Annotated in this window: 19 protein-coding genes and 1 tRNA gene; 13 read left to right on the top strand and 7 right to left on the bottom strand. The window is 70.5% G+C overall.

Annotation, left to right across the window (positions count from 1 at the left end):
- Nucleotides 1-8 precede the first annotated feature (8 nt).
- From traB to OG787_RS24555, 7 genes are all read left to right on the top strand, one after another.
- Nucleotides 9-2,054 (top strand): plasmid transfer protein TraB, encoded by a 2,046-nt coding sequence (gene traB / locus OG787_RS24585; protein WP_405536388.1) that lies wholly within the window; start codon nucleotides 9-11, stop codon nucleotides 2,052-2,054.
- Nucleotides 2,055-2,221: 167 nt separating this feature from the next.
- Nucleotides 2,222-2,533 (top strand): hypothetical protein, encoded by a 312-nt coding sequence (locus tag OG787_RS24580; RefSeq protein ID WP_405536387.1) that lies wholly within the window; start codon nucleotides 2,222-2,224, stop codon nucleotides 2,531-2,533.
- Nucleotides 2,534-2,619: 86 nt separating this feature from the next.
- Nucleotides 2,620-2,916, top strand: a complete 297-nt coding sequence (locus tag OG787_RS24575; RefSeq protein WP_405536386.1) for a hypothetical protein — start codon at nucleotides 2,620-2,622, stop codon at nucleotides 2,914-2,916.
- A complete protein-coding gene (locus tag OG787_RS24570; protein ID WP_405536385.1) occupies nucleotides 2,913-3,908 on the top strand; it encodes a DNA primase in 996 nt (331 codons plus the stop codon). Before OG787_RS24575 ends, OG787_RS24570 begins: the two co-directional genes overlap by 4 nt.
- The gene (locus OG787_RS24565) at nucleotides 3,905-5,452 is read left to right on the top strand and encodes a YfjI family protein (RefSeq protein ID WP_405536384.1); all 1,548 of its coding nucleotides are present in this window, start codon (nucleotides 3,905-3,907) and stop codon (nucleotides 5,450-5,452) included. The genes OG787_RS24570 and OG787_RS24565 overlap by 4 nt, the downstream gene beginning before the upstream one ends.
- Before the next feature lie 299 nt (nucleotides 5,453-5,751).
- On the top strand, nucleotides 5,752-5,943 hold the full coding sequence (locus OG787_RS24560) for a helix-turn-helix transcriptional regulator (RefSeq protein ID WP_405536383.1): 192 nt from the start codon (nucleotides 5,752-5,754) through the stop codon (nucleotides 5,941-5,943).
- Between the two features lie 62 nt (nucleotides 5,944-6,005).
- Entirely contained in the window at nucleotides 6,006-7,415 is a 1,410-nt protein-coding gene (locus OG787_RS24555; protein WP_405536382.1) for a tyrosine-type recombinase/integrase, read from the top strand.
- Between the two features lie 143 nt (nucleotides 7,416-7,558).
- Here the strand turns inward: OG787_RS24555 and OG787_RS24550 are convergent.
- Both OG787_RS24550 and OG787_RS24545 read right to left on the bottom strand, forming a co-directional pair.
- Nucleotides 7,559-7,645 (bottom strand) — tRNA-Ser (locus OG787_RS24550).
- A gap of 65 nt (nucleotides 7,646-7,710) precedes the next feature.
- Nucleotides 7,711-9,198 (bottom strand): S1C family serine protease, encoded by a 1,488-nt coding sequence (locus OG787_RS24545; protein ID WP_369029063.1) that lies wholly within the window; start codon nucleotides 9,196-9,198, stop codon nucleotides 7,711-7,713.
- A gap of 308 nt (nucleotides 9,199-9,506) precedes the next feature.
- Here OG787_RS24545 and OG787_RS24540 point away from each other — a divergent pair, with 308 nt between their 5' ends.
- From OG787_RS24540 to OG787_RS24530, 3 genes are all read left to right on the top strand, one after another.
- The gene (locus OG787_RS24540) at nucleotides 9,507-10,316 is read left to right on the top strand and encodes a glycerophosphodiester phosphodiesterase (protein ID WP_405536381.1); all 810 of its coding nucleotides are present in this window, start codon (nucleotides 9,507-9,509) and stop codon (nucleotides 10,314-10,316) included.
- 197 nt (nucleotides 10,317-10,513) lie between these two features.
- Entirely contained in the window at nucleotides 10,514-11,152 is a 639-nt protein-coding gene (locus tag OG787_RS24535; protein WP_369029065.1) for an ATP-binding protein, read from the top strand.
- A gap of 156 nt (nucleotides 11,153-11,308) precedes the next feature.
- Complete coding sequence (locus OG787_RS24530) at nucleotides 11,309-12,274, top strand: DUF5926 family protein (RefSeq protein WP_405536380.1); 966 nt, start codon at nucleotides 11,309-11,311, stop codon at nucleotides 12,272-12,274.
- Between the two features lie 209 nt (nucleotides 12,275-12,483).
- Here OG787_RS24530 and OG787_RS24525 read toward each other — a convergent pair whose 3' ends face one another.
- Both OG787_RS24525 and OG787_RS24520 read right to left on the bottom strand, forming a co-directional pair.
- Nucleotides 12,484-13,047: a hypothetical protein gene (locus OG787_RS24525; protein ID WP_405536379.1), complete on the bottom strand. Its 564-nt coding sequence runs from the start codon at nucleotides 13,045-13,047 to the stop codon at nucleotides 12,484-12,486.
- Between the two features lie 56 nt (nucleotides 13,048-13,103).
- Nucleotides 13,104-13,778, bottom strand: a complete 675-nt coding sequence (locus OG787_RS24520) for a bifunctional DNA primase/polymerase (protein WP_369029068.1) — start codon at nucleotides 13,776-13,778, stop codon at nucleotides 13,104-13,106.
- A gap of 494 nt (nucleotides 13,779-14,272) precedes the next feature.
- Between OG787_RS24520 and OG787_RS24515 the strand changes: the two genes are divergently transcribed.
- Both OG787_RS24515 and OG787_RS24510 read left to right on the top strand, forming a co-directional pair.
- The gene (locus tag OG787_RS24515; protein WP_369029265.1) at nucleotides 14,273-15,805 is read left to right on the top strand and encodes a PP2C family protein-serine/threonine phosphatase; all 1,533 of its coding nucleotides are present in this window, start codon (nucleotides 14,273-14,275) and stop codon (nucleotides 15,803-15,805) included.
- A gap of 81 nt (nucleotides 15,806-15,886) precedes the next feature.
- Nucleotides 15,887-17,350 carry an aminopeptidase P family protein gene (locus tag OG787_RS24510; protein WP_405536378.1) on the top strand — a complete coding sequence of 488 codons (1,464 nt, stop codon included), beginning with the start codon at nucleotides 15,887-15,889 and terminating at the stop codon, nucleotides 17,348-17,350.
- A 74-nt stretch (nucleotides 17,351-17,424) separates the two neighbouring features.
- Here the strand turns inward: OG787_RS24510 and OG787_RS24505 are convergent, their stop codons facing one another.
- The 3 genes from OG787_RS24505 to OG787_RS24495 all read right to left on the bottom strand — a co-directional run bounded on the left by OG787_RS24505 (nucleotide 17,425) and on the right by OG787_RS24495 (nucleotide 19,788).
- Nucleotides 17,425-18,243, bottom strand: coding sequence for a triphosphoribosyl-dephospho-CoA synthase (locus tag OG787_RS24505; protein WP_369029070.1), 819 nt, complete (start codon nucleotides 18,241-18,243; stop codon nucleotides 17,425-17,427).
- Between the two features lie 9 nt (nucleotides 18,244-18,252).
- On the bottom strand, nucleotides 18,253-19,194 hold the full coding sequence (locus tag OG787_RS24500) for an intradiol ring-cleavage dioxygenase (RefSeq protein ID WP_405536377.1): 942 nt from the start codon (nucleotides 19,192-19,194) through the stop codon (nucleotides 18,253-18,255).
- Between the two features lie 90 nt (nucleotides 19,195-19,284).
- Nucleotides 19,285-19,788 (bottom strand): ATP-binding protein, encoded by a 504-nt coding sequence (locus OG787_RS24495; RefSeq protein ID WP_369029072.1) that lies wholly within the window; start codon nucleotides 19,786-19,788, stop codon nucleotides 19,285-19,287.
- A 251-nt stretch (nucleotides 19,789-20,039) separates the two neighbouring features.
- Here OG787_RS24495 and OG787_RS24490 point away from each other — a divergent pair, with 251 nt between their 5' ends.
- On the top strand, nucleotides 20,040-20,897 hold the full coding sequence (locus OG787_RS24490; protein ID WP_405536376.1) for a hypothetical protein: 858 nt from the start codon (nucleotides 20,040-20,042) through the stop codon (nucleotides 20,895-20,897).
- The last annotated feature ends 188 nt before the right edge of the window (nucleotides 20,898-21,085 follow it).

The following is a 21,085-nucleotide window of genomic DNA, read 5'->3' as shown; positions in this document are numbered from 1 at the left end:
GTTGACCGATGGCACACAAGTGGACCGACCAGGATGGCCGGACCTACCCGCTCACCGTCCCCGCCACCACGAACGACGGGACGGGCGGCAGCATTGGGGCGTACCTGCTCAACCGGGCCAAGCCCCACCTGCCCCCGTGGATCGGCGTCGCGGGCACCGGTCTGATCGGTGTCCTGGGGAACTGGCGGTGGGGCGAGAGCGCCGCCGCCGGTGTCGGCCTCACCCTCGGCTCCGTCATACTGACCGGCGCCACCTGGTGGATGGGCAAGTCCACCAGCCAGCAGCGCCGTCTCCACTCCGCTGTCACCGTGGCTGCGGGTTCCGCGTGGCTGACCGCCGCGTGCCTCGCCGGGCCGACCGCCGGGCCTATCGACGATCTGTATCTGATCGGCGGGCCGGTGCTGGCCCTGTCGTGGAACGTGCGCATGGTCCTGCGCCGCAACGACGACCCCGCCGGCGAAAGCTCCGACAAGGGCCTGCTGGCCAAGGTCGGACTGGCCCGCGCACAGATCGGCACGGCCAAGGTGGAACCCAACCGGGTCACCGCGCCGCTCGGTCTGGAAGCGGGCGAGCAGACCAACGACGACGTCACCAAGAGCCTGTCCCGGCTCGCGTCTGCCCTCGATCTGCCGACATCGGCCGTGCGCTACCTCCCCGACCCCGGCTCCGCACGCCGCGGCGAACTCGTCATCGTCCCCGAAGACATGCTGTCCGAGGTGGTGGAGTGGGAGGGCCCGTCGAACCTGGGGGGCTCTATCGCGGAACCGCTGGTCATCGGACGCTACGACGACGGCGCCCCCATGTACCTCTGGCTCCCGGGCGACCCGGAGGCCAAGCGCAACGGCACCCACGTACTGATCGCGGGCGGAACCGGGTCCGGCAAGGGCGACACCGCCCTGAACGTCCAAACCGAGATCCTCTCCCGCCGGGATGTCGTGCTGTGGCTGTCGGACCCCAAGTCCTTCCAGGACTTCCGCCCCCTGCTGCCTGGCATCGACTGGGCCGTTGAGGGCGGGGCGCCGACGGAGATCATGGTGGAAGCCCTCAAGGCAGCTATCCCCGCCCGCACAAGCTGGCTCGGAGCCCACCACTACCGGCAGTGGACCCCGGAATGCGTCCAGACGCAGAACGACCCCGCGCACTCCTGCCGCAAGGACGGCACGGCGTGCGGCTGCGCGGGCATGCCCTTCCTGGTCGCCTGGATGGAAGAGGCCGCCAACACCCTGCGCGCCCTCGGGGACGACGTCTTCACCGGAATCGCGCAGGAAGCCCGCAGCGCGGGGATCTCGCTGATCGTGTCGCTTCAGCGTCCGTCGTACGACCAGATGTCGACCAGCACGCGGGCATCCCTCCCGTCCGTGATCGCGCTCGGCTGCGACCCGCGCGACGAGGGGTTCTCCCTGCCGGAAGCGGTCATCGACGCCGGCGCGCACCCGGGGGCGTGGGGCAACCGACGCCCTGGCTACTGCTACGTCGTCAGCCCCGGTATCGACGAGTCCCGCTACCCCTCCCCGGGCCGCACCCGGGCGTTCGGACATCGGGCGGTGCCCGTCATGGAGCTGCTCGCCACCTGGGCACAGCGCAACGGCGCCACCCCCGACCCCATCACCGACCGCGCCGCGGCCGGTGTCGCCGGCCGCGCCTACACCGACCGGCACGACACCGGCGAGCAGACGGCCAACGCCGCTGCCGACGAGGGGGACGACGACATGGAGTACGGGCTGCTGGTCGACCCGGAGGACGTCGACATCGACCCGGACGCCGAACTCCCCGACCCCGAAGAGGGCGACGACACCCCGCTGTTCGGGCAGGACACCGGCCGCAAGCCGTCGCCGGAGGAAGCCCGCCGGCTGTTCGCGGACGCCCTCACGCAGTTCGAGGACGAGGGCCGGATGGTCGTCGGTCCCAAGGACTTCATGGAGTGGTGCGACCGGCACGGCCTCTCCCGCCCGTGGGTGTCCGCACGGCTCAAGGACGCGTACGAGGAGGGCCGGTTGGAGCCCACCAACACCACCGGCAGGTGGCGGATCGTCCCCGCCCTGACACCCGCGTGACGCCTGACACCGTCACGACGCCCTGACACCCAAACCCCTAGGCAGACGCAGTGTCACCCGCTCCTGACACCACCCGCTGACACCTCGCCTGACACCCACACGCACGGGCCCGCCACTTGATTCGACTGGACCGGTAGACCGGTCCAGACTCATGGAAGGGAGTGTTCGTGAACCACCGTGATCCGCCGGGGATCATCGCCCCGCACATCCCCGCCGACGACTGGCGCCGAGCCGAAGCCACCGGCGCCCACGTCGTGATCGTCGTCCAGGACAACACCCACCACACCATCCCGTGGCGGCGCGTCTTGATCCCGTTCGCCATCGCCGGCGCTGCCGCCCTCGGAACCTGGGGCCTGGTCGTCGCCCTCTGCACCCTGTTCGACGCCGCCGCCCACGCGGTCACCGTCATCGCGGGCGCCACCGGACCCATCGGCATCGGCGGCATCACCCTCAAGCTCGCTCGCGCCAAGAACACCTAGGCACGCCAAGGGCGGCCCCCGTCTCGCCAAAGTCCGGGGCCGCCCTTATCCACCTGCCCGCTACAGACCTGTGGAGGTCTCCCAGCATGACCCAACCCACCGACAAGCGCACGCAACCGAGTCAGCCCGTCCTGAAGCCGGCCGCGCTGCGGCTGCTCCGAGAGATCGGCCAGCGGGACACCGGTGATGGTGTTCTCTTTGACTCTGCGCCCTGCGGCAGGTGGCGCTTGGCCGGCACCGCCTACACCGTCGCTGACCGCACCTTCTACCCCCTCGACAGCGCTGCCTTGGTCAACGTGGGCAACGGGCGGACCGACCCCGTTCGCCTCACCCACGCCGGCCGCACCCACCTCGCCGCCCTCCGCAGGGAAGGCAGCGCATGACCGCCGCTCCCAGCCACCTGCGGACCGCGCTGAAGTTGGCAGCAGCCGGAGTGCCGCCGCTGCCGCTGCGCGCGGGGAAGGTGCCGTTCGGGAACTGCCGTGCCTGTGCTGGCAATGCCTGTGGCGGGCGCCCTCACATGAAGAGCGCGGGCCCCTGCCAGTGCCCTGGCGTCTGCCATGCGTGGGCCGCCGCCACGACCAACCCGAGTGTCCTCGCGTCGCACGCGTGGGCCGCTGCGTGGCGTCAGTCCCGAGCGGTCGCCTACCACCCCGGCGGGGCGGGGCTGACCGTCGTGGACCTGGACGACGCGCAGGCCATCGCGTGGGCGCGGGGGACCCTGCCGCCCACGCGCACCGTGACCACCACCCGGGGTGAGCACTGGATCTACCTCGGGGCCATGGCGTCGGCCAACTCGGTGCGTCACGGCGTGGACATCAAATCCCGTAGGCAGTACGCCCGTTGGCTCGGTCCCGGTACCGGGACCATGACGCGCTTGCCGTCTGCCGTCCGTGCCCTGATCGAAGGAGAAGAGACCACCCCCGCCCCGGGGAGGGTGGTCTCTTCGGTCCCTGAGCGGGCCGTGTGGGACGTGAGCGCGGCCACCGGATGCCGCCACACCGAGCGCTACATCCGCACCGGCCTGGACCGTGGTGTGGCACTGGTGCTCTCCCGCACCGAATCCGGTGCCGGCTCGCAGGCATTCGGCGTAGCCCAGTTCCTGGCCAGGCAGCACGCGCAGTGCCCCGGACCCTGCGGCCTGGACTCCATCGGCGCGCAGATCATCGCTGCGGCCGCCTCCGTAGGCGTCCCCCGGACGTACGCGGAACGCGCCGTCACCAACGGCATGGCCTGCATCCCCACCCGCACGCCGCAGCACGCCCGACCGGCCGCGCTCGGGACGGCCATGGGCGCGACAGACGTCGCCCGTCAGGGCGTCCGAAAAGCCCTTGGTTCTGGCCCGCACCCGACAGACGGAGGGATGCCCGCATGACCGCCAACAACGTGTCGCCGGACCTGTGGGAAGGGTTCGACGACCTGACTGCCGAGGACATCGCCGGACCCGTCTGGGACGAACCGGTTCCCCTCAAGGCCCGCCCCCCGCTCCCGCCGTTCCCCGTCGACGCCCTGCCCCCGTGGCTGGCCAACATGGTGCGCGGCGTGGCGGAGGAGACCCAGACCCCCGCCGATCTCGCCGGATGCCTCGCCCTCGCGGTCATCGCCACCGCCGCCGGCGGACGCGTCAAGGTGTGCGTGCGCGGCCACTGGCGCGAGCCCGTCAACCTCTACACCGCCGTGGCGCTGGACCCCGGCAACCGCAAGAGCGCCGTGTTCGACCTCATGGTGCGCCCCCTGCTCGCTGCGGAGAAGGCGCTCATCGAGCTGTCCGGACCCGTCCGGGCAGAGGCGGAGACCACCATCCGTCTGGCCAAATCGGCGGCGGACAAGGCAGCGGGCAGGGCTGCGGGAGCCGAGCCCGACCAGCGGGCCGCACTCACCGCGGAAGCCGTCCAACTCGCGCAGGCCGTCGACGAGATGAGCGTTCCGGCCGTGCCGCAGCTCGTGGCGGACGACGTGACCCCGGAGAACATCGGCACCCTGCTCTACGAGCAGGGCGGGCGGATCTCCTGCCTGAGTGCCGAGGGCGAACTGTTCGACATCATCGCCGGCCGCTACAGCGGCAAGCCCAATATGGGCATGTTCCTCAAGGGCCACGCAGGGGACATGATCCGCGTCAACCGTCAGGGCCGCGAAGCTCAGCACATCGACGTTCCCGCGGTCACCATCGGCCTCGCTGTGCAGCCGGAAGTGTTGGATGCGCTCTCCCGCATCGACGGCGCGGACGGCCGCGGCCTGCTCGCCCGGTTCCTGTACTCCAAGCCCCTCTCTCTGGTCGGACGCCGCAACCTCTCGCCCGATCTGCTGGACGAGCAGGTGGCCGCCGCCTATGCCCAGCGGCTCGGCGGTCTCACGCTGGCCCTGGTCGGCTGGACCGATCCCGCCCTGCTTCAACTCACCCCCGAGGCGGACGCGGTGCTGCTCGCCTTCCAGAAGGTCACCGAGTCCCGGCTCGGTCCGGACGGAAGCTACGCACCGATCGTCAAATGGGCGTCCAAGCGGGACGGAGCCGTGGCCCGCATCGCCGGACTGCTGCATCTGGCCGCGCACCCCGAGGACGGCTGGCACAAGCCCATCGACGCCGCCACCATGGCCGCCGCCACCACCTTGGGCGACTACTTCACCGCGCACGCCCTGGACGTGTTCGACACCATGAGTGCCGATCCCGCCCATGACGCCGCCCTGGACGTCCTCGCGCAGCTCGTCACAGCCAGCCTCGCGCAGTTCACCAAGCGGGAGCTGTTCCGCATGCTGCGGCGGGCCGACTTCCCCGCCATCGGCGACCTGGACCCCGTCCTCGCCCTGCTCGAAGAGCACGGGTGGATTCGCCAGGTTCCCCCGCCCCCGCGCACTGGACGCGGTGGCCGGCCGCCCTCCCCGCGCTACGAGACCCACCCCCGCATCGCACGGGGTGTCTGACACAACCCTCTGAGCGCTGACAGAACTGACAGAACCCCCCGCGTACGCCGCCGACCTGCACGAACGACCATGATCACGGTTTTGACAGAACTCAGTTAAAACTCGACAGAACCTCCCGCCCTCCGGTTGCGGGGCTCTGTGACAGAACCCCGCCCACCGAGGTTCTGTCAGGTTTTAACTCGATTCTGTCAAAGATCACGGACTCATCAAAACCGCAGGTCAGATACCCAACGCCGAGGTTCTGTCAGTTCTGTCAGCGGATTCCCGGTTCCCGCAGGATCTGAGAAGGAGTCCCCACCGTGGCCCGCCCCGAGAAGCTCAAGCTCGCTGAAGTCCTCGCAGAGATCAAGATGAGCCGCGCAGCCTTCTACCGCATGCGCGCCCGCGGCCAAGCCCCCCGCATCCACAAGCTCCCCAACGGCCAACTCCGCGTCAATCGCACAGACCTCGACGCCTGGTGGGAGCACTGCGGACAACGCGCCGCAGCCTGAACCAACCCCCGCAAATCAACCAAGGGCCCGCCAGTCGGCGGGCCCTTCTCCGTGGGAGCCCCATGCTCACGTACGACGTAGATTTCTGGTCCATCCGCAAGCGATCCGGACGCCCGAAGCCCTTTGAGGTGAGGTGGTTTGTCGGTGGCCGCTCCCACTCCAAGAGTTTCAAGCTCAAGACGCAGGCCGAGGGCCGACTTTCCGAACTCATGACCGCGCTGCGGGAACGCGACCAGTTCGACCAGGAAACTGGCCTGCCGGCACGCGAGTTGGCGGCTCTCAACTCGCCCACCTGGTACGAGCACGCCACCGCGTACGCGCTCATGAAGTGGCCGCGCGCCGCCGCCAAGCACCGGGCCAGCATCGCCGAATCGCTCGCGGTCGTGGTCCCCGCTCTCGTCACAACGCGCCGGGGTGCCCCGAAGGCCAAGACGCTGCGGGCGGCCCTCTACCAGTGGACGTTCCGCGCGGTATCGGGCCCTGATGGTGAGCTGGTCGCTCGCCATGTTGCCGAGGAACCCCCGGAGGACATCCGAGCCGCTCTGTCGTGGCTCTCGGAGCACTCCATGCAGGTGAGCGCCCTGGAGAACCCGGAGTTGCTCCGTCCCGCCCTGGACGTACTCTCACGACGGATGGACGGCCGCAAGGCGGCTGAGAACACCCTGCGGCGCAAGCTCATGGTCCTGAGCAACTTCCTGAGGTACACCGTGGAGGAGAAGGGGCTACTGTCCGCCAACCCCCTCCAACGCGTGGACTGGTCGCCCCCAGAGACTGACGACGAGATCGACTTCCGGTACGTCCCCGGACCCGCGCAGGCTCGTGCGCTCATCGACGCTGTACGCACCGCCGGACCCCGTGGCGAGCACATGGCAGCGTTCTTCGGTTGCCTCTACTACGCCGCGATGCGCCCCGGGGAGATCGCCTCGTTGAAGCGCTCGAACTGCACACTGCCCCCGGACACCGAGGAAGCCGCCGACCAGTGGGGGGAGTTGCTGTTCGGGGAGAGCCGCCCCGAAGTAGGTGGTGGCTGGACGGATGACGGCACGTCGTACGAGTCGCGGGGGCTCAAGCGTCGGGCCCGTGGGGCGACGCGATCCGTGCCGATCCCGCCGGCCCTGGTGAAGATGCTCCGTGACCACATCGCCGCGTACGGCACCGCGCCGGACGGTCGACTCTTCCGAGCGGCGAGAGGTAGTCGCGTGCGTTCGACGGAGTACTGCGAGCTGTGGAGCGCTGCCCGCGTCAAGGTACTCACAGAGCAGGAGGCGGAGTCGCCGCTCGCAGACGTGCCGTACTCACTGCGGCACGCCGGCGTCTCGCTGTGGATCAAATCAGGGGTGGACCCCGCAGAGGTCGCGGCGCGGGCGGGCCACAGCATCGCGGTGCTCTACCGCTTCTACGCCAAGATCCTGAAGGGGGATCAGGGACGCTCCAACCAACTGATCGCCAAGGGTCTGGCCGACGACGAGTAGGCCCGATTCCTGGCCCGCACATGGCCCGTACGCGCTGGTCAAAGGTGGGATACGGGCGAGTCAGGGTGAGACAAGGTGAACACAGAAGGGGTGCCACCTCGGAGGGTGGCACCCCTTCTGACCAGCAACATCTATGACCTGCGCGGAAGCGGTGAGATTCGAACTCACGGTGACATCGCTGCCACGACGGTTTTCAAGACCGTTCCCTTAGGCCGCTCGGGCACGCTTCCCCGCGCCGGGCCTGATCAGCTCGGCGCGGGGACAAGAGTAACGGGTCACCGCGTGCGTGTGGTGGTCAGCTGTCGCCCTCGCGGGAGCCCAGGGTCAGTTCGACCGTCTTTGACTTGCCGTCCCGTTCGTAGGTGATCTGGACCTTGTCGCCGGGCTTGTGGGTCCAGATCTCGCCGATCAGGGTCGGGCCGCTGTCGATCACGTGGTCGTCGAGCTTGGTGATGACGTCGCCGGGCTTCAGGCCCGCCGCGGCCGCCGGGCCGCCCGACTCCACCGGGTCGGTGGTGTCCGCGGTCTTCTGGCTGATCTGCGCGCCGCCCGTGCCCTCGGTCAGGGCGACCGAGGCGCCGATCTTCGCGTAGACCGGCTTGCCGGTCTTGATCAGCTGCTGGGCGACGTACTTGGCCTGGTTGATCGGGATGGCGAAGCCCAGGCCGATCGAGCCGGACTGGCCGGTGCTCAGACCGCCGCTGCTGGAGGACTGGATCGCCGAGTTGATGCCGATGACGTTGCCGGCGGCGTCAAGCAGAGGGCCGCCGGAGTTTCCCGGGTTGATCGACGCGTCCGTCTGGAGGGCGCTCATGTACGACGCCTTGCTGCTGGCGCTGCCGTCGCTGGAGGCCACCGGGCGGTTCTTGGCGCTGATGATGCCCGTGGTCACCGTGTTGGAGAGGCCGAAGGGGGCGCCGATCGCGATCGTCGAGTCGCCGACGGCCACCTTGTCGGAGTCGCCGAGGGTGAGCGGCTGGAGGTCGGAGGGGGCGTTCTTGAGCTTGATGACCGCCACGTCGTAACCCTGGGCGTGGCCGACGACCTCGGCGTCGTACTTCTTGCCGTCGGGGAAGGTGGCCGTCACCTTGCCGCCGTCGACCGCGTCCGCGACGACGTGGTTGTTGGTGACGATGTGGCCCTGGGTGTCGAAGACGAAGCCCGTGCCGGTGCCGCCCTCGCCGCTGGAGCTCTCGGCCTCGATGGTGACCGTGCTCGGCAGCGCCTTGGCGGCCACGCCCGCGACCGTGCCCGCGTCGCGCTTGAGGTCGCCGCCGGTCTGCTGCGCGGCGGAGACCGTCGTCGACGTGGTGGAGTCGTCGTTGTCCTTGGCCAGCGTGTAGCCGAGGCCACCACCGGCGCCGCCCGCGACCAGCGCGGCCACCAGCACCGCGGCGATCAGCCCGCCGCGCCCGGACTTGGGCTTCGGCTGCTGCTGGTCGTACGTGGCGCCCCAGGGGGCACTCGGGTTGCCCGGGTCGCCGCCCGAACCGCCGTCCATGTACGACGGCACCGCCGGCGGCGGGGGAGGCGGCGGCCAGGCGGCTGCCTCCGGGCCCAGACCGGCGCCCTGGGGTGCGTCCGGCGCTCCCGCCGACGCGTACGCCGGTACCTGGTCCGCGTGCGCCGGTGCCGGCTCCGGGGCGCCCGGGGGCACCGGCGGGAGCTGGGTTGTCGGGGCCTCGGGCGCGGTGGCCTGCGGGGAGGCAGCAGGAGATTCCACCGGCACGGGAGGTGCGGACGGGGCCGGGGGTACCGCAGTGCCCTCGTTCTCGGTGCTCACAGCTCTTTCTCCTCGATCCACGGCTGTCCTTCTCGGTCGCACTCGGTCACGCCCGATCCACTCGATCCACCCGATCCATACGTGCGGGTGCCCGTTTCACACGGGTACGCGGTCGGTACGTGATTCAGCTGTGCGTGTCCTTTTGTATGCCGTCAGCTTTTCCCACAGGGCGTCAGGGCACCATAAGCGGTGCCTGTGGGTCCGGGGCCACCCTTTATATCTGACAAATCACACCGGCGTGTCCTTCTGTTGGGCGGACTGGGTACCGCCACGTCACGCCCGCCCTTCGACGGTGACACCATGACGCGGTGACCCACGCACGACAGCACCCGATCCAGGTCGTCGCCCACCGCGGAGCCTCCGAAGAGGCACCCGAGCACACACTGGCCGCCTACAAGAAGGCCATCGAGGCCGGCGCCGACGCCCTGGAGTGCGATGTACGGCTGACCGCGGACGGACATCTCGTCTGTGTCCACGACCGTCGCGTCAACCGTACGTCCAATGGCCGCGGCGCGGTCTCCGCCTTGGAACTCGCCGACCTCGCCGCCCTGGACTTCGGTTCCTGGAAGAACCGCGACGAGGCGCCCGACTGGGAGCACCGCCCTGAGGACCGCGAGGACACCTCCGTACTCACCCTGGAGCGGCTGCTCTCGCTCGTCGCGGACGCCGGGCGGCGGGTGGAGCTGGCCATCGAGACCAAGCACCCCACGCGGTGGGCGGGCCAGGTCGAGGAGCGGCTGCTGTTCCTGCTCAAACGGTTCGGCCTGGACAGCCCGGAGTCCCCGGCCGATTCACAGGTACGGGTCATGAGTTTCTCGGCGCGTTCGCTGCACCGCGTCCGGGCCGCCTCGCCGACGCTGCCGACGGTCTATCTGAACCAGTTCCTCTCGCCCCGGCTGCGCGACGGACGGCTGCCGGCCGGTGTCCGGATCGCGGGCCCCTCGATCCGGATCGCGCGCGGTCACCCGGCGTACGTCGAGCGGCTGAAACGCGCCGGTCACCAGGTGCACGTCTGGACCGTGAACGAGCCCGAGGACGTCAGCCTCTGTGTCGATCTCGGCATCGACGCCATCATCACCAACCGCCCGGGCGCGGTTCTGCGGCAACTGGGCCGCTGAACAGGAGCGCTCCCACGACTCCTGAACCTCTCCGGCCGCGGGCCGGCTCTTACCCGACTCCGACCCCGGTTCCTGCCAGAGGTCTTGACCTGTGGTCCCGAGTGCGGAAACCTCCACCTTCGGCCATACCGTCGAAATCCGGCCACTCGGTTACAGGGAGTGCACCGGCGCGTTCGATCCGTATTCGATCATTGCGAGTGCGTCACCGAAGGCGGAAGGGGCGGTTTCCGGTACAGGCCAAAGGGGCATTCACACCGTGGCGTGGGGCAAAGGAGGTCTCGGGGGTGGCGTTGGTGGTGGCACAGGAGGTGCCCACGTCGTCGAGCATGGCCGTTCCCCATGGCCCTGCGGGCGTGGGGAAAGCAAGACACCGGATGCGTGATCAGTTGCGTACGGGCGGTGTGGCGGAATCGGTCATCGACGACGCTGTGTTGATCCTGTCCGAACTCTTGAGCAATGCGTGCAAACACGGTCGGCCGCTGGGCGAGGCCCTGGCCGGGGACGGCGACGTCCGGGCCGCGTGGCGCGTGGATTCCGGCGGCAGACTCATCGTCGAGGTGACGGACGGCGGCGGCCCGACCCGCCCGGTTCCGGCGACCCCGTCGGTCACGGCACACGGCGGTCGCGGGCTGAACATCATCACGGCGCTGGCCAACGACTGGGGTGTCCGGGACGACACGCGGGGCGAGGTCACGGTGTGGGTCGTCGTCAACGACGACGTCCACGACCCGGACGCGGGCCATCGGCGTACGGACTTCGCCACCCGCATCACGGCCCGCTCGATGTCCGCGATACCCGACCTGGACTTCGCGGACGCGTTCGACGACATGGACTGACAGGGTCTGGCGCATCCCCTTGCACAACCTGGCGGATCCGCTGACAGAACCTGGCAGATCCGGTGACGGCCGTTGTCCACAGGGTCCCGTCGGCCGTCGTACGAGCGGCTAGGCTCGCGCCAGTACGAGACGAGCCGTAACCGGGAGACACCCACGATGGCCAAGAAGCGACCCCAGACGAAGGCCTCGCGGCCCCAGCTTTCCGACGGCGACATCCCTGTTGTCGGTGCGCGCGAGCCCTGCCCCTGCAACAGCGGCCGGCGCTACAAGGCCTGTCACGGCCGGGCCGCCGCGCACGCGGTGACCGAGCTGGTGCACCGGCCCTTCGAGGGCCTGCCCGGCGAGGGCGACTGGGTCGCCCTGCGCGAGCTGGTCCCCGCCGCGACCGTGGATCTGACCCTCAAGTCCGGCCTGCCCGAGGGCGTTCCCTCGGTCACGCTCGCCACGGTCCTGCCGATGGCCTGGCCCGCCCTGCGCCGCGACGACGGCTCGGTCCTGCTCGGCCTCCAGAACGACACGTCGTCCGGCGACATCAGCCGCGACCTCGCCGACACCCTCCAGCGCGCGCTCACCGCCGCGCCCGGTACGCCCGTCCAGGGCCGCCGCGCCCCGGCCGACGGTCCGCGGCTACAGGATCTGCTCGACCCCGAAGGCGCGTTCGAGCCAGTTGTGCACACGGGCTTCGAGTTCTGGGTGCCGGACGCCGAGAACGCGACGGCGGACGTCACCGCCTCCCTGGAGCGGGCCAACGACGCCGCGATCCCGACCGTGAAGCTGACGGGCGTCGACGCCGCGTACTGGTGCGAGACCCCCGACAAGAACCACCTGCGCTGGGTGATGCCGCACGGCGAGGAGCAACTGCTCGACGCCCTCGCGCGGCTGCACGCGGCCGGGCAGTCCAGCCTGGGCGAGGGCACCCGCCTCGTGGGCTCCTTCCGCGCGCACGGCCTCACCGTCCCGGTCTGGGACCTGCCGACCGGCGTCACCGCGGAGGACGTCGAGAAGCCGGCCGCCGAGTTCGCCGACCGCCTCGCCACCGCGCTGGCCGCGGACGCCCCGCTCACCCCGGAGGAGCGCCGTGCCCGCGGCGGCCTGACCAACCGACAGGTGACGCTCAGCTGAAACGCAGTCGGAGGCACATACTCCGCTTGAGGTGACTCCTGTCACAACTCCCGCTGAGAATCGCAGAATCGGTGTCCGAATAGCCGAGATCGAATTTGCGAACAGCCGATCTCTTGTTAGCGTTGCAGTAGCCCGGTTGCTGGTGCATCCCCCGTCGCCAGCAACCGGGTCTTTCTGTGCCCGTTCTCTGTACGGAACTCGGGCGTCCGTCAACTCCCGTCCGGCGCCCCGGAGTTGCTCCCCGCGCGCAGCAGCAGCGGACCCGCACTCCCCGCGTCCGACGCGAACTCCGCAACGGCTGTGTACGCCCCCGGCTCGCCCGTCGTGCGCTCCCTGGGCGTCTCGCACACCCCCGGCTCGTCCTCCGCGCCCACCGCGCACCGCACCTGCACAGTGCGGGCAGCGGGCCCCATGAGGCTCAGCACTGACGTCAGTTCATGGCCGGTCGCGTTGCGGTAGTAGGTGCGCGCCCAGGTCTCCTCCCCCTGCGACAGGACACAGGTCTGCGCCTCGATGCCGTCGGGCGTGGTGAGTTCGGGACCGCAGCGGGCGGCCGTGGCGAGCCCGAGGCCAAGAAGCAGCGGGGAATCGGTGGGATCGGCGGCGTCCCGCGCCTTGGCGTCACCGGGGTCGTCCTGAGGACCCTCATCGGGCATCAGGAAGAGAAGGGCGTCGCGGTCCGCGTCGCCCACGGGCCCCGCGGAGGCCACGGCCAGCGGAAGCGCGACCGTGAGCGCCACGACGCCCGAGAGCGCGAGCAGACGGAGGTTCATGAAGCCGAAGATAACGACAGGGAACGGGCGCCCGGTTGCCCGCGCGCCCGACACCCCTACAACTCGGGCGCGCTCACACCCGTACGAGTGAGAGCCTCGACCACGGCGTCCACCACGGCCTCGACATCGGGTACCCAGGGCGAGGCCGAGCCGGGCAGCGGTGCGCGCTCCCAGCGGACCTGGCCCAGGCCGGTCTCGGACGGGGGCAGCGCGATGTAGCCGCCCTCGCTGTGGAAACGGAGGGAACCGGGCACGAAGTCCTTCGCGTACAGCAGTTCGCCCAGCTGTTCCATCGTGTACGGCTTCACGAGCAGCGACCAGCGGGTGGGCGCCGCGACGACCGGGCCCAGGCGCATGCCCATGCGGTCCAGGGCCTGGAGCGCGCGAGCCGCGGCCGGGGCGGGCAGGCTCACCGCGCACGGGGCCGCGCCGCCGGTGGCGAGGATGATGGGAGCCGTCGGCCGGTTCGTCCACCACCAGCGCACCATGCGCTCGTCGGTGGTGGCCGCGAGCAGGCCGGGGTCGAACGGGTGAGCACCGGGGACCGTGCACTCCGGATCGGGGCAGCCGCAGCGTGCGCGCCCCTGTGGGTCCGGTGCCACGCCCGGGAGTACGGGCCACTGCCATTCGGCCGCGAACGTCAGAGCCGCGCCGAGTACTTCAGGCTTCCCGCCGTCACGCCGGGACAGGAGCCTGCGTCGCCTTCCGAGCCTTCCGAGGATCTCGCGCATGAGCGCTCGTTCCTTTCCGTTGCACGCCTGGCAACACCGTGGGCCACATCACACCATGTGTCGATCACTTCACTGTGCGTACCTTTTGGCGCATCACGCCCCGGGGAGAGGCAAGGGGAAGCCCCCTAGTGCGCCGAGCGCCGATCGTTGGCTACGTCCGCGTCCATACTGCGTTCACCAAAAGCATGGGCATGGCGCGGGGTGGCGGAGTCTGGCGTTTTGCCGTCCCGCGTATTTCTCTCCGCCTCCGCCAAGGGAGGATGGGGCACGGCCGTCGGTGGTTAAGACGCCCGGGTCCGTCGCCAGGTTCCGGGCGGTTCCACAACCACCCCTGGCCTTCTCCGAGTACGTACCCACCAAGACCGCTGTGACGCTCCGTCGAACCAGGCCAGTCGACCGCAATAACCCGCTACCCGAGTCAGTTTTAAGCCAACTTTGCTTTTTCGCAAGGGGACCCCGGGAAACCCATGGACACCAGGAATCCCGGCAGGACAATGCTGGACATCCCCTCACGAGTGCGTGTACATGTGGAGACACTGCTAGCGGCGCAGAATCACATGGGGGTTTGCGATGCTATTGAGCAATACGCGCCGGTCGGAAGGCCGGACGCCATGAACGCCCCTCACCTCCCGAAAGTGGCTGGAATCGATTCAACGGTTCCCTCGCCCGCACACACTGTCGCGCCCGCGCCCGTAGCCCCGGCAACCCCTGCCGACACACCCGCGCTGACCTGCCAGAACGACCCCGGAATCCTCCTCCAGGACCGCCTCGCCGGGTGGGTGTCGGACCTCACAACCCTGCACGAACTCACCGAGCGGCTGGCGCGCACGGCAGCACTCGCCGACGCCCTCCAGGAACTGCTGCGCGCCGGAGCCGCCCTCGTGGGCGCCCGGCGCGGTCTCGTCGTCCTGGAACCCGGTGACGGACTCGGCCCCGACACCACCATCGGCCTGGGACTCGCCCGCGCCGACCTCGGACACATCGAGACGATCCCGCGCGGCGCGATGCCGTACGGACAGCTCCTCGACACGGCCGCGGGGCTGCCCGGCGGCGAGAGCGAAATCACACACCCCGACCTTCTCGCCGAGGACGGTCTCGACCCCCGCCACCGCGAGGTGGCCGCCCGTCTCGGCTACGCGGCGAGCTACGCGCTCCCCCTGTCCACCGAGTCCGCGGGCCGCCTCGGCGCGGCCGTCTGGCTGTACGACGAACCCGCCGAGCCGGTCGAACGCCAGCGCCATCTCGTCGGCCTGTACGCGCGGTACGCGACCGAGCACCTGGCGCGACTGGTCGAGGTGGAGCGCACGCGCGCGTGCGTGACGACGATCTCCGAGGAGCTGCTGCCCGCCCGGCTGCCCCGGGTGGCCGGCGTCCAGCTCGCCGCCCGGCACCGCACCGGCCCGCGCGGCGGCGGCGACTGGTACGACGCGCTGCCGCTCCCGGACGCGGCCCTCGGCCTGGCCGTGGGCGCGGTGACCGGCTCGGGGCCCAGCGCGATCGCCGCGATGGGCCGGCTGCGGGCCTCCCTGCGCGCGTACGCCGTGATGGAGGGCGAGGACCCGGTGGCGGTCCTCTCCGACCTGGAGCTGCTGCTGCGGCTCACCGAGCCCGCCCGCTGCGCCACCGCCCTGTTCGCGTACTGCGAGCCCGCGCTGCGCAAGATCACGCTGGCCGGTGCCGGGCACTGTCCGCCCCTGGTGATCGGCGAGCGGCGCACGGAGTTCGTGGAGACCACCGTGTCGGCGCCGCTCGGGATGCTCGCCTGCTGGGAGGCGCCCAGCGTGGAGTTCCGGACGGAACCCGGCGAGACGGTGCTGCTCTACACCGACGGGCTGCTGCACCGTACGGGCGAGCCCGTGGACCGGGCCTTCTCGCGGCTGCACGCCGCGGCGGCGAGCGTCCCCAAGGGGCTGCGCGAAGATCCTGGCGCGGTCGCGGACCACGTCCTGCGGAGCATGCTGCCGGACGAGGTGGACGCGTCGGACGGTCAGGAGGACGTCGTACTGCTGGCGGCACGGTTCGAGTGAGCAGCCGGTCGCTTCTCGTACCTCTGGGCCCTGTCCCGTACGACCGTACGATGGACGGGGTCCAGTGCCGTATCTAGGAGGATGACCGTGGCGGAGGAGCTTCCGGAGACCCCGGAGACTGCCGAAGACGAGCCCATCAAGCAGCGGAAGAACGGCCTGTACCCGGGCGTCTCCGACGAGCTGGCCGAGAGCATGAAGTCCGGCTGGGCCGACACCGAGCTGACGGGCCTCGCGCCCATCGCGCAGGCCGCGGAGACCGCCGCCCGCCGTGCCGCGCTCTCCGCGCGCTTCCCGGGCGATCGGCTGGTGATCCCCGCGGGCAATCTGAAGACGCGTTCGAACGACACGGAGTACCCGTTCCGGGCGTCGGTCGAGTACGCGTATCTGACCGGCAACCAGACCGAGGACGGCGTCCTCGTGCTGGAGCCGGTCGACGGCGGTCACAAGGCGACGATCTATCTGCTGCCGCGCTCCGACCGCGAGAACGGCGAGTTCTGGCTCTCGGGGCAGGGCGAGCTGTGGGTCGGCCGCCGGCACTCACTCACCGAGTCCGAACAGGTGTACGGCATTCCGGCCTCGGACGTGCGCGAGCTGGCGGACGCCCTGCGTGAGGCGACCGGTCCGGTGCGGGTCGTACGCGGGTTCGACGCGGGCATCGAGGCCGCGCTGACCGACAAGGTCACCGCCGAGCGCGACGAGGAGCTGCGGGTCTTCCTGTCCGAGGCCCGGCTGGTCAAGGACGAGTTCGAGATCGGTGAGCTCCAGAAGGCCGTCGACTCGACCGTGCGCGGGTTCGAGGACGTCGTCCGCGTTCTGGACAAGGCCGAGGCGACCTCCGAGCGGTATATCGAGGGCACCTTCTTCCTGCGCGCGCGGGTCGAGGGCAACGACGTCGGCTACGGCTCCATCTGCGCGGCCGGGCCGCACGCCTGCACGCTGCACTGGGTGCGCAACGACGGGGCCGTGCGCTCCGGTGAGCTGCTGCTGCTGGACGCGGGCGTCGAGACGCACACGTACTACACGGCCGATGTCACGCGGACGCTGCCGATCAACGGCACGTACACCGAGATCCAGAAGAAGATCTATGACGCGGTGTACGACGCGCAGGAGGCCGGGATCGCGGCGGTGCAGCCCGGCGGGAAGTACCGGGACTTCCACGATGCGGCTCAGCGGGTGCTGGCCGAGCGGATCGTGGAGTGGGGGCTTGTCGAGGGGCCTGTGGAGCGGGTGCTGGAGTTGGGGTTGCAGCGGCGGTGGACGCTACACGGCACGGGGCACATGCTCGGGATGGACGTTCACGACTGTGCGGCGGCGCGGGTCGAGTCGTATGTGGACGGGGTTCTTGAGCCGGGGATGGTGTTGACCGTTGAGCCCGGGTTGTATTTCCAGGCTGATGATCTGACCGTGCCTGTGGAGTATCGGGGTATTGGGGTGCGGATCGAGGACGACATCCTGGTGACCGAGGGTGGGAATCGGAACCTTTCGGCTGGGCTTCCTCGTCGGTCGGATGAAGTTGAGGCTTGGATGGCTCGGCTCAAGGGTTGAGTTTTGGCTGCCCGGCCGGTGGGGGCTTGTCGCGCCCACGCGGCAGAGCCGCAAATGTCACAGCCCCGCGCCCCTTAGGGGGTTACCGGGAGGGAGTCCAGGAAGAGAGCGCCTGCGAACAGGCCCGCGCTGCCTCTTGGGCTCCAGCCTCGGGTGTGGAGGTCGGTGTCGAAGGCTGTCAGGGCCTTGGCGCCGGCCTCTGTCGATGTGCCGCCCGCTTCCAGGATTTCGCGGGCGCCTGCCTGGACGTGGCGTAGGCCGTGGGGGCCTGCCGTGTACAGGAGTTCGGTGTCCTGGAGCGTTGACATGACCGTCAGGAGGGCGTCCAGGCGGGCCTCCGGCTCCGTCGCGCCGTTGGAGCGGGCGGTGGCCAGGGCGTCCAACGCCCGGCGCACGTGCGGGAATCCGGCCCTCGCCTCGCCGCGGGCGCCGGCCGCGCCGTACTTCGCCGACACCGAGGAACCCCGGGAGGGTCTGCGCGGGGCGCGCTTGTCGGGGTGGGAGGCGATCCGCTTGGCCGCCGCCGCGACATCGCGTGCCTTGGCCCTGGGGTCCATGGCCGCCGCCGCGACCAGCAGGCCGAGCGCCCACAGGGCGCCCCGGTGGCCGCCGCCCGCCAGTGCCACCGAGTGCTCGGTGGACCGGCCGATCGCGCCCAGCTCCGTACGGAGCGCGGGTGTCGGTTCGCCGGTACGGCGGGCAGCGGCGGCCATGGCCGCGAGGCCGGGCGCGAGCGCCTTGGCCGACCAGCGCAGGGCAAGTTGGTCCTTGCGCGTCACGCGGGCGTCGAGATCGCGCGGGTCGGGCAGGCCCGGTTTGGGAGCCAGGGCCAGCTGCCCGGTCAGCGCGTCCACGGCGGCCAGCGCCAGCGCCTCGTCCTCACGGCTGCTCATGTCCGTACCTTACGAGGAGGCCGTGGCGGACGGTGAGGCACTTTCGGTCGGGGCGTCCGTCGGGGGCTCGCCGCTCGGGGGCGTACCGCCACCACCGCCGCCGCTGCCCGCGCCGGTGTTCTCGGCGTCCGGGTCGATGCCCAGGGTGATGAAGCCCTTGTAGCCCTTGGAGACGTCCTTCTTGTGGACCGGCTTCAGGGTGAGCAGACCGCTGGAGGTGCCGCCGCCGTCGTACACCATGTCGTTGTCGAGGGTGGTGTAGCTGCCGGTGTGCTGGGAGTAGGGCTCCAGGGCGAAGATCGCCTCGGCCGCGTCGTCGGGGAAGAAGAACTGGCCGGTGTAGTTGACCTTGCCGCCCTCGTAGGTGCCGTCCTCCTTCGCGCCGCCGGTGTGCACCTTGACGTGGATGTGGCAGGTGCGCGGGGTGTACCAGCCGGGGAAGATCGTCTCGAACTTGACGACCCCGTTGGCGTTGGCGACCTGGTAGCCGCGCAGATAGGTGTTGTCGTCGGCGGTGGAGCCGTCCTCGCTCTCGGCGGGGGCCGAGCCGCCGGGGTTGGCGGTGGTGTACCCGGAGTAGTAGCCCCAGGCGTCGCAGTGCCAGATCTCCACGGCCGCGCCGGCCACCGGGGCGCAGGACTCGGTGGTGTCCTGGACGGTGATGCGCAGCGTCAGCGGGACGCCGGATTTGCCTTCGGTGATGTCTTTTCTGACCAGGGCGTTGTCGAGGTAGTACGGCCCCTCCGTCACGCTGGACATGAGGACGCAGGTGCCGGTGCTCTCGCTCACCGTGGCGGACGCGGTGGCGTCGGCCGTCGTCGTGGTGGTCGCCTCGTCCGCGAAGGCCGACTGGTAGCCCGCGACCGCGAGCCCGCCTGCGGCGACCGTGCCTCCGGTCACCGCGAGAGCGCGGCGCCGGCTGATCGTTGTGTCCTTGTGGTTTCCCGTCATGATCAGGAAATTAGGGACACCGTCCGTCAGGAACGTGGGTGCGGGCTGAGAGCTGCCTGTGAAGCGTGAGAAACCTGAAGTGACCAGATGTCACACCGCCATCAGCGGTGCGTCCTTCCGCCACTTGAGCATCTTGTCGAAACTGACCACCGCGCCGCCCCGGCCCGGCTTGTTGCCGATGGTGACGTGGTCGGCGAGTTCCTCGATCAGCGACAGGCCCCGGCCGTGCTCCGCGTCGTACGGGACGGCGGCGACGGGTACCGGGCGGCGTGGGGCCTCCGCGAGCGCCGGGCCGGCCGTGCTCGCCGTGTTCATCGGGCTCGCCGGGAACCCGGGTCCCGAGTCGGCGACCTCGATGCGGCACTTCTCGCCGTCGAGGTACGCGGTGACGCGATAGGCCCCGCGGGAGTCGCCGTGCGCGGTGTCACCGGCATGCTCGACGGCGTTCGCACAGGCCTCGCTCAGCGCGAGGGAGAGGTCGTAGGAGATGTCCGGGTCGACGCCCGCCGTCTCCATCGTGCCCAGCAGGAGGCGTCTGGCGAGCGGAACGCTCGCAGCCTCGCGGCGCAGATGGAGTGACCACCAGATGCTCATGCTCCAGCCTCCAGGCCGCGGCTCGACATACTTGTACGTATTGCCGCGAGTGCCGGTGTGTAAGCACGCAGTTGACGTGATGCCGCCCATACGGGGGATGCGCTGCGGGCTGCAATCGGTGTATGCGGGGCGTTGATTAGCAGAAGTTGTCTTCCGCTTGTACCCGGCCGTACGGGGTGTAACCCGGCCGTACACCACCTTGTGGACCTGCCGTATGGGCGCCGTGGGGCCAGTGCGATGATGACCCCGCCATGACTGCCCGCCGCCGGCGCACAGCGCCCTCCGGAAGCGCACTCCGGATGCTGAGGGCCGCGGTGTTCGCCGCGGTCTGTGTCGTGCTGGCCGGTGCCGGGCACACCCTCGCCTCCTGTGCCTCCGTTCCGCTGTGGACCCTGGGCGCCGGTTTCCTCGGGGTCCTGGCGTGCGCGGCACCCCTCGCCGGACGGACCCGTTCGCTGCCGGGCATCGTCGCCCTGCTGGCCGTCGGGCAGACGGTCCTGCACACCCTGTTCGGGCTCGGGCAGCACACCGCCACGTCGGCGGCCGCCTCGGCTTCGACGGCCGCCGCGACGGACACCGCCCTGGTCGCCCGCGCCGCCCGGCTGCTGTGCGGTGCGCCGCTCGCGGCGATCAGTCCGGCCCAGGCCCAGCGGATCCTCTCCGACGCGCGGATCAGCACCAGCGGCACAGGGGCGGGCGGTACCGGGATGGGCTCCGGCTCCGACATGGGGTCCATGAGCCACTCCGCGGGCGCCCTCGCCTCCGCCGGGTCCCTCAGCTCCTCCGTACTGCCGTCGCTGCCCATGCTGATCGGTCATCTGCTCGCGGCCGTCGCCACCGGGTGGGTGCTGCGGCACGGGGACCTGGCGCTGCTGCGGCTGATGCGGCTGTCGGCGCACGGCGTGGCCGAGGGGGCGCTCGTACGTTCCCTGCGCGGGGCGCTCGCGCTGGCGCGCGCACTCCGGGCGGGCCTTCCGGGTACGCCCGGTACGGCACCGCGGGTCCCGCGCGCGTGCACCCTCGTACCCCTGAGGCCGCCCGCGACCGCGCTCCAGCACACGGTGATCCGGCGCGGGCCGCCGGCCGACGCTCTCGTGCTCGCCGCCTGACACGACGCGACCGCTCCCCGTCGGGTCCCCAGGGTCTTCGGATCCGAGGGTCCGGGGGTTCGAGGAGGCCGCCGTCGTGCGGCACACGCGCGTGTGCACCGTTCCGCACGCGCGTCCCTCTTCCTCCGCGAACCCTCTCCGAGGCCTCCCGGACCTCCCCGGGCCCTCGGACTCACCGAAGTGGAGCG

The organism is Streptomyces sp. NBC_00075 (assembly GCF_045041225.1).
GTDB classification, from domain to species: domain Bacteria; phylum Actinomycetota; class Actinomycetes; order Streptomycetales; family Streptomycetaceae; genus Streptomyces; species Streptomyces adonidis.
This window is presented reverse-complemented; position numbering and strand designations above follow the sequence as displayed.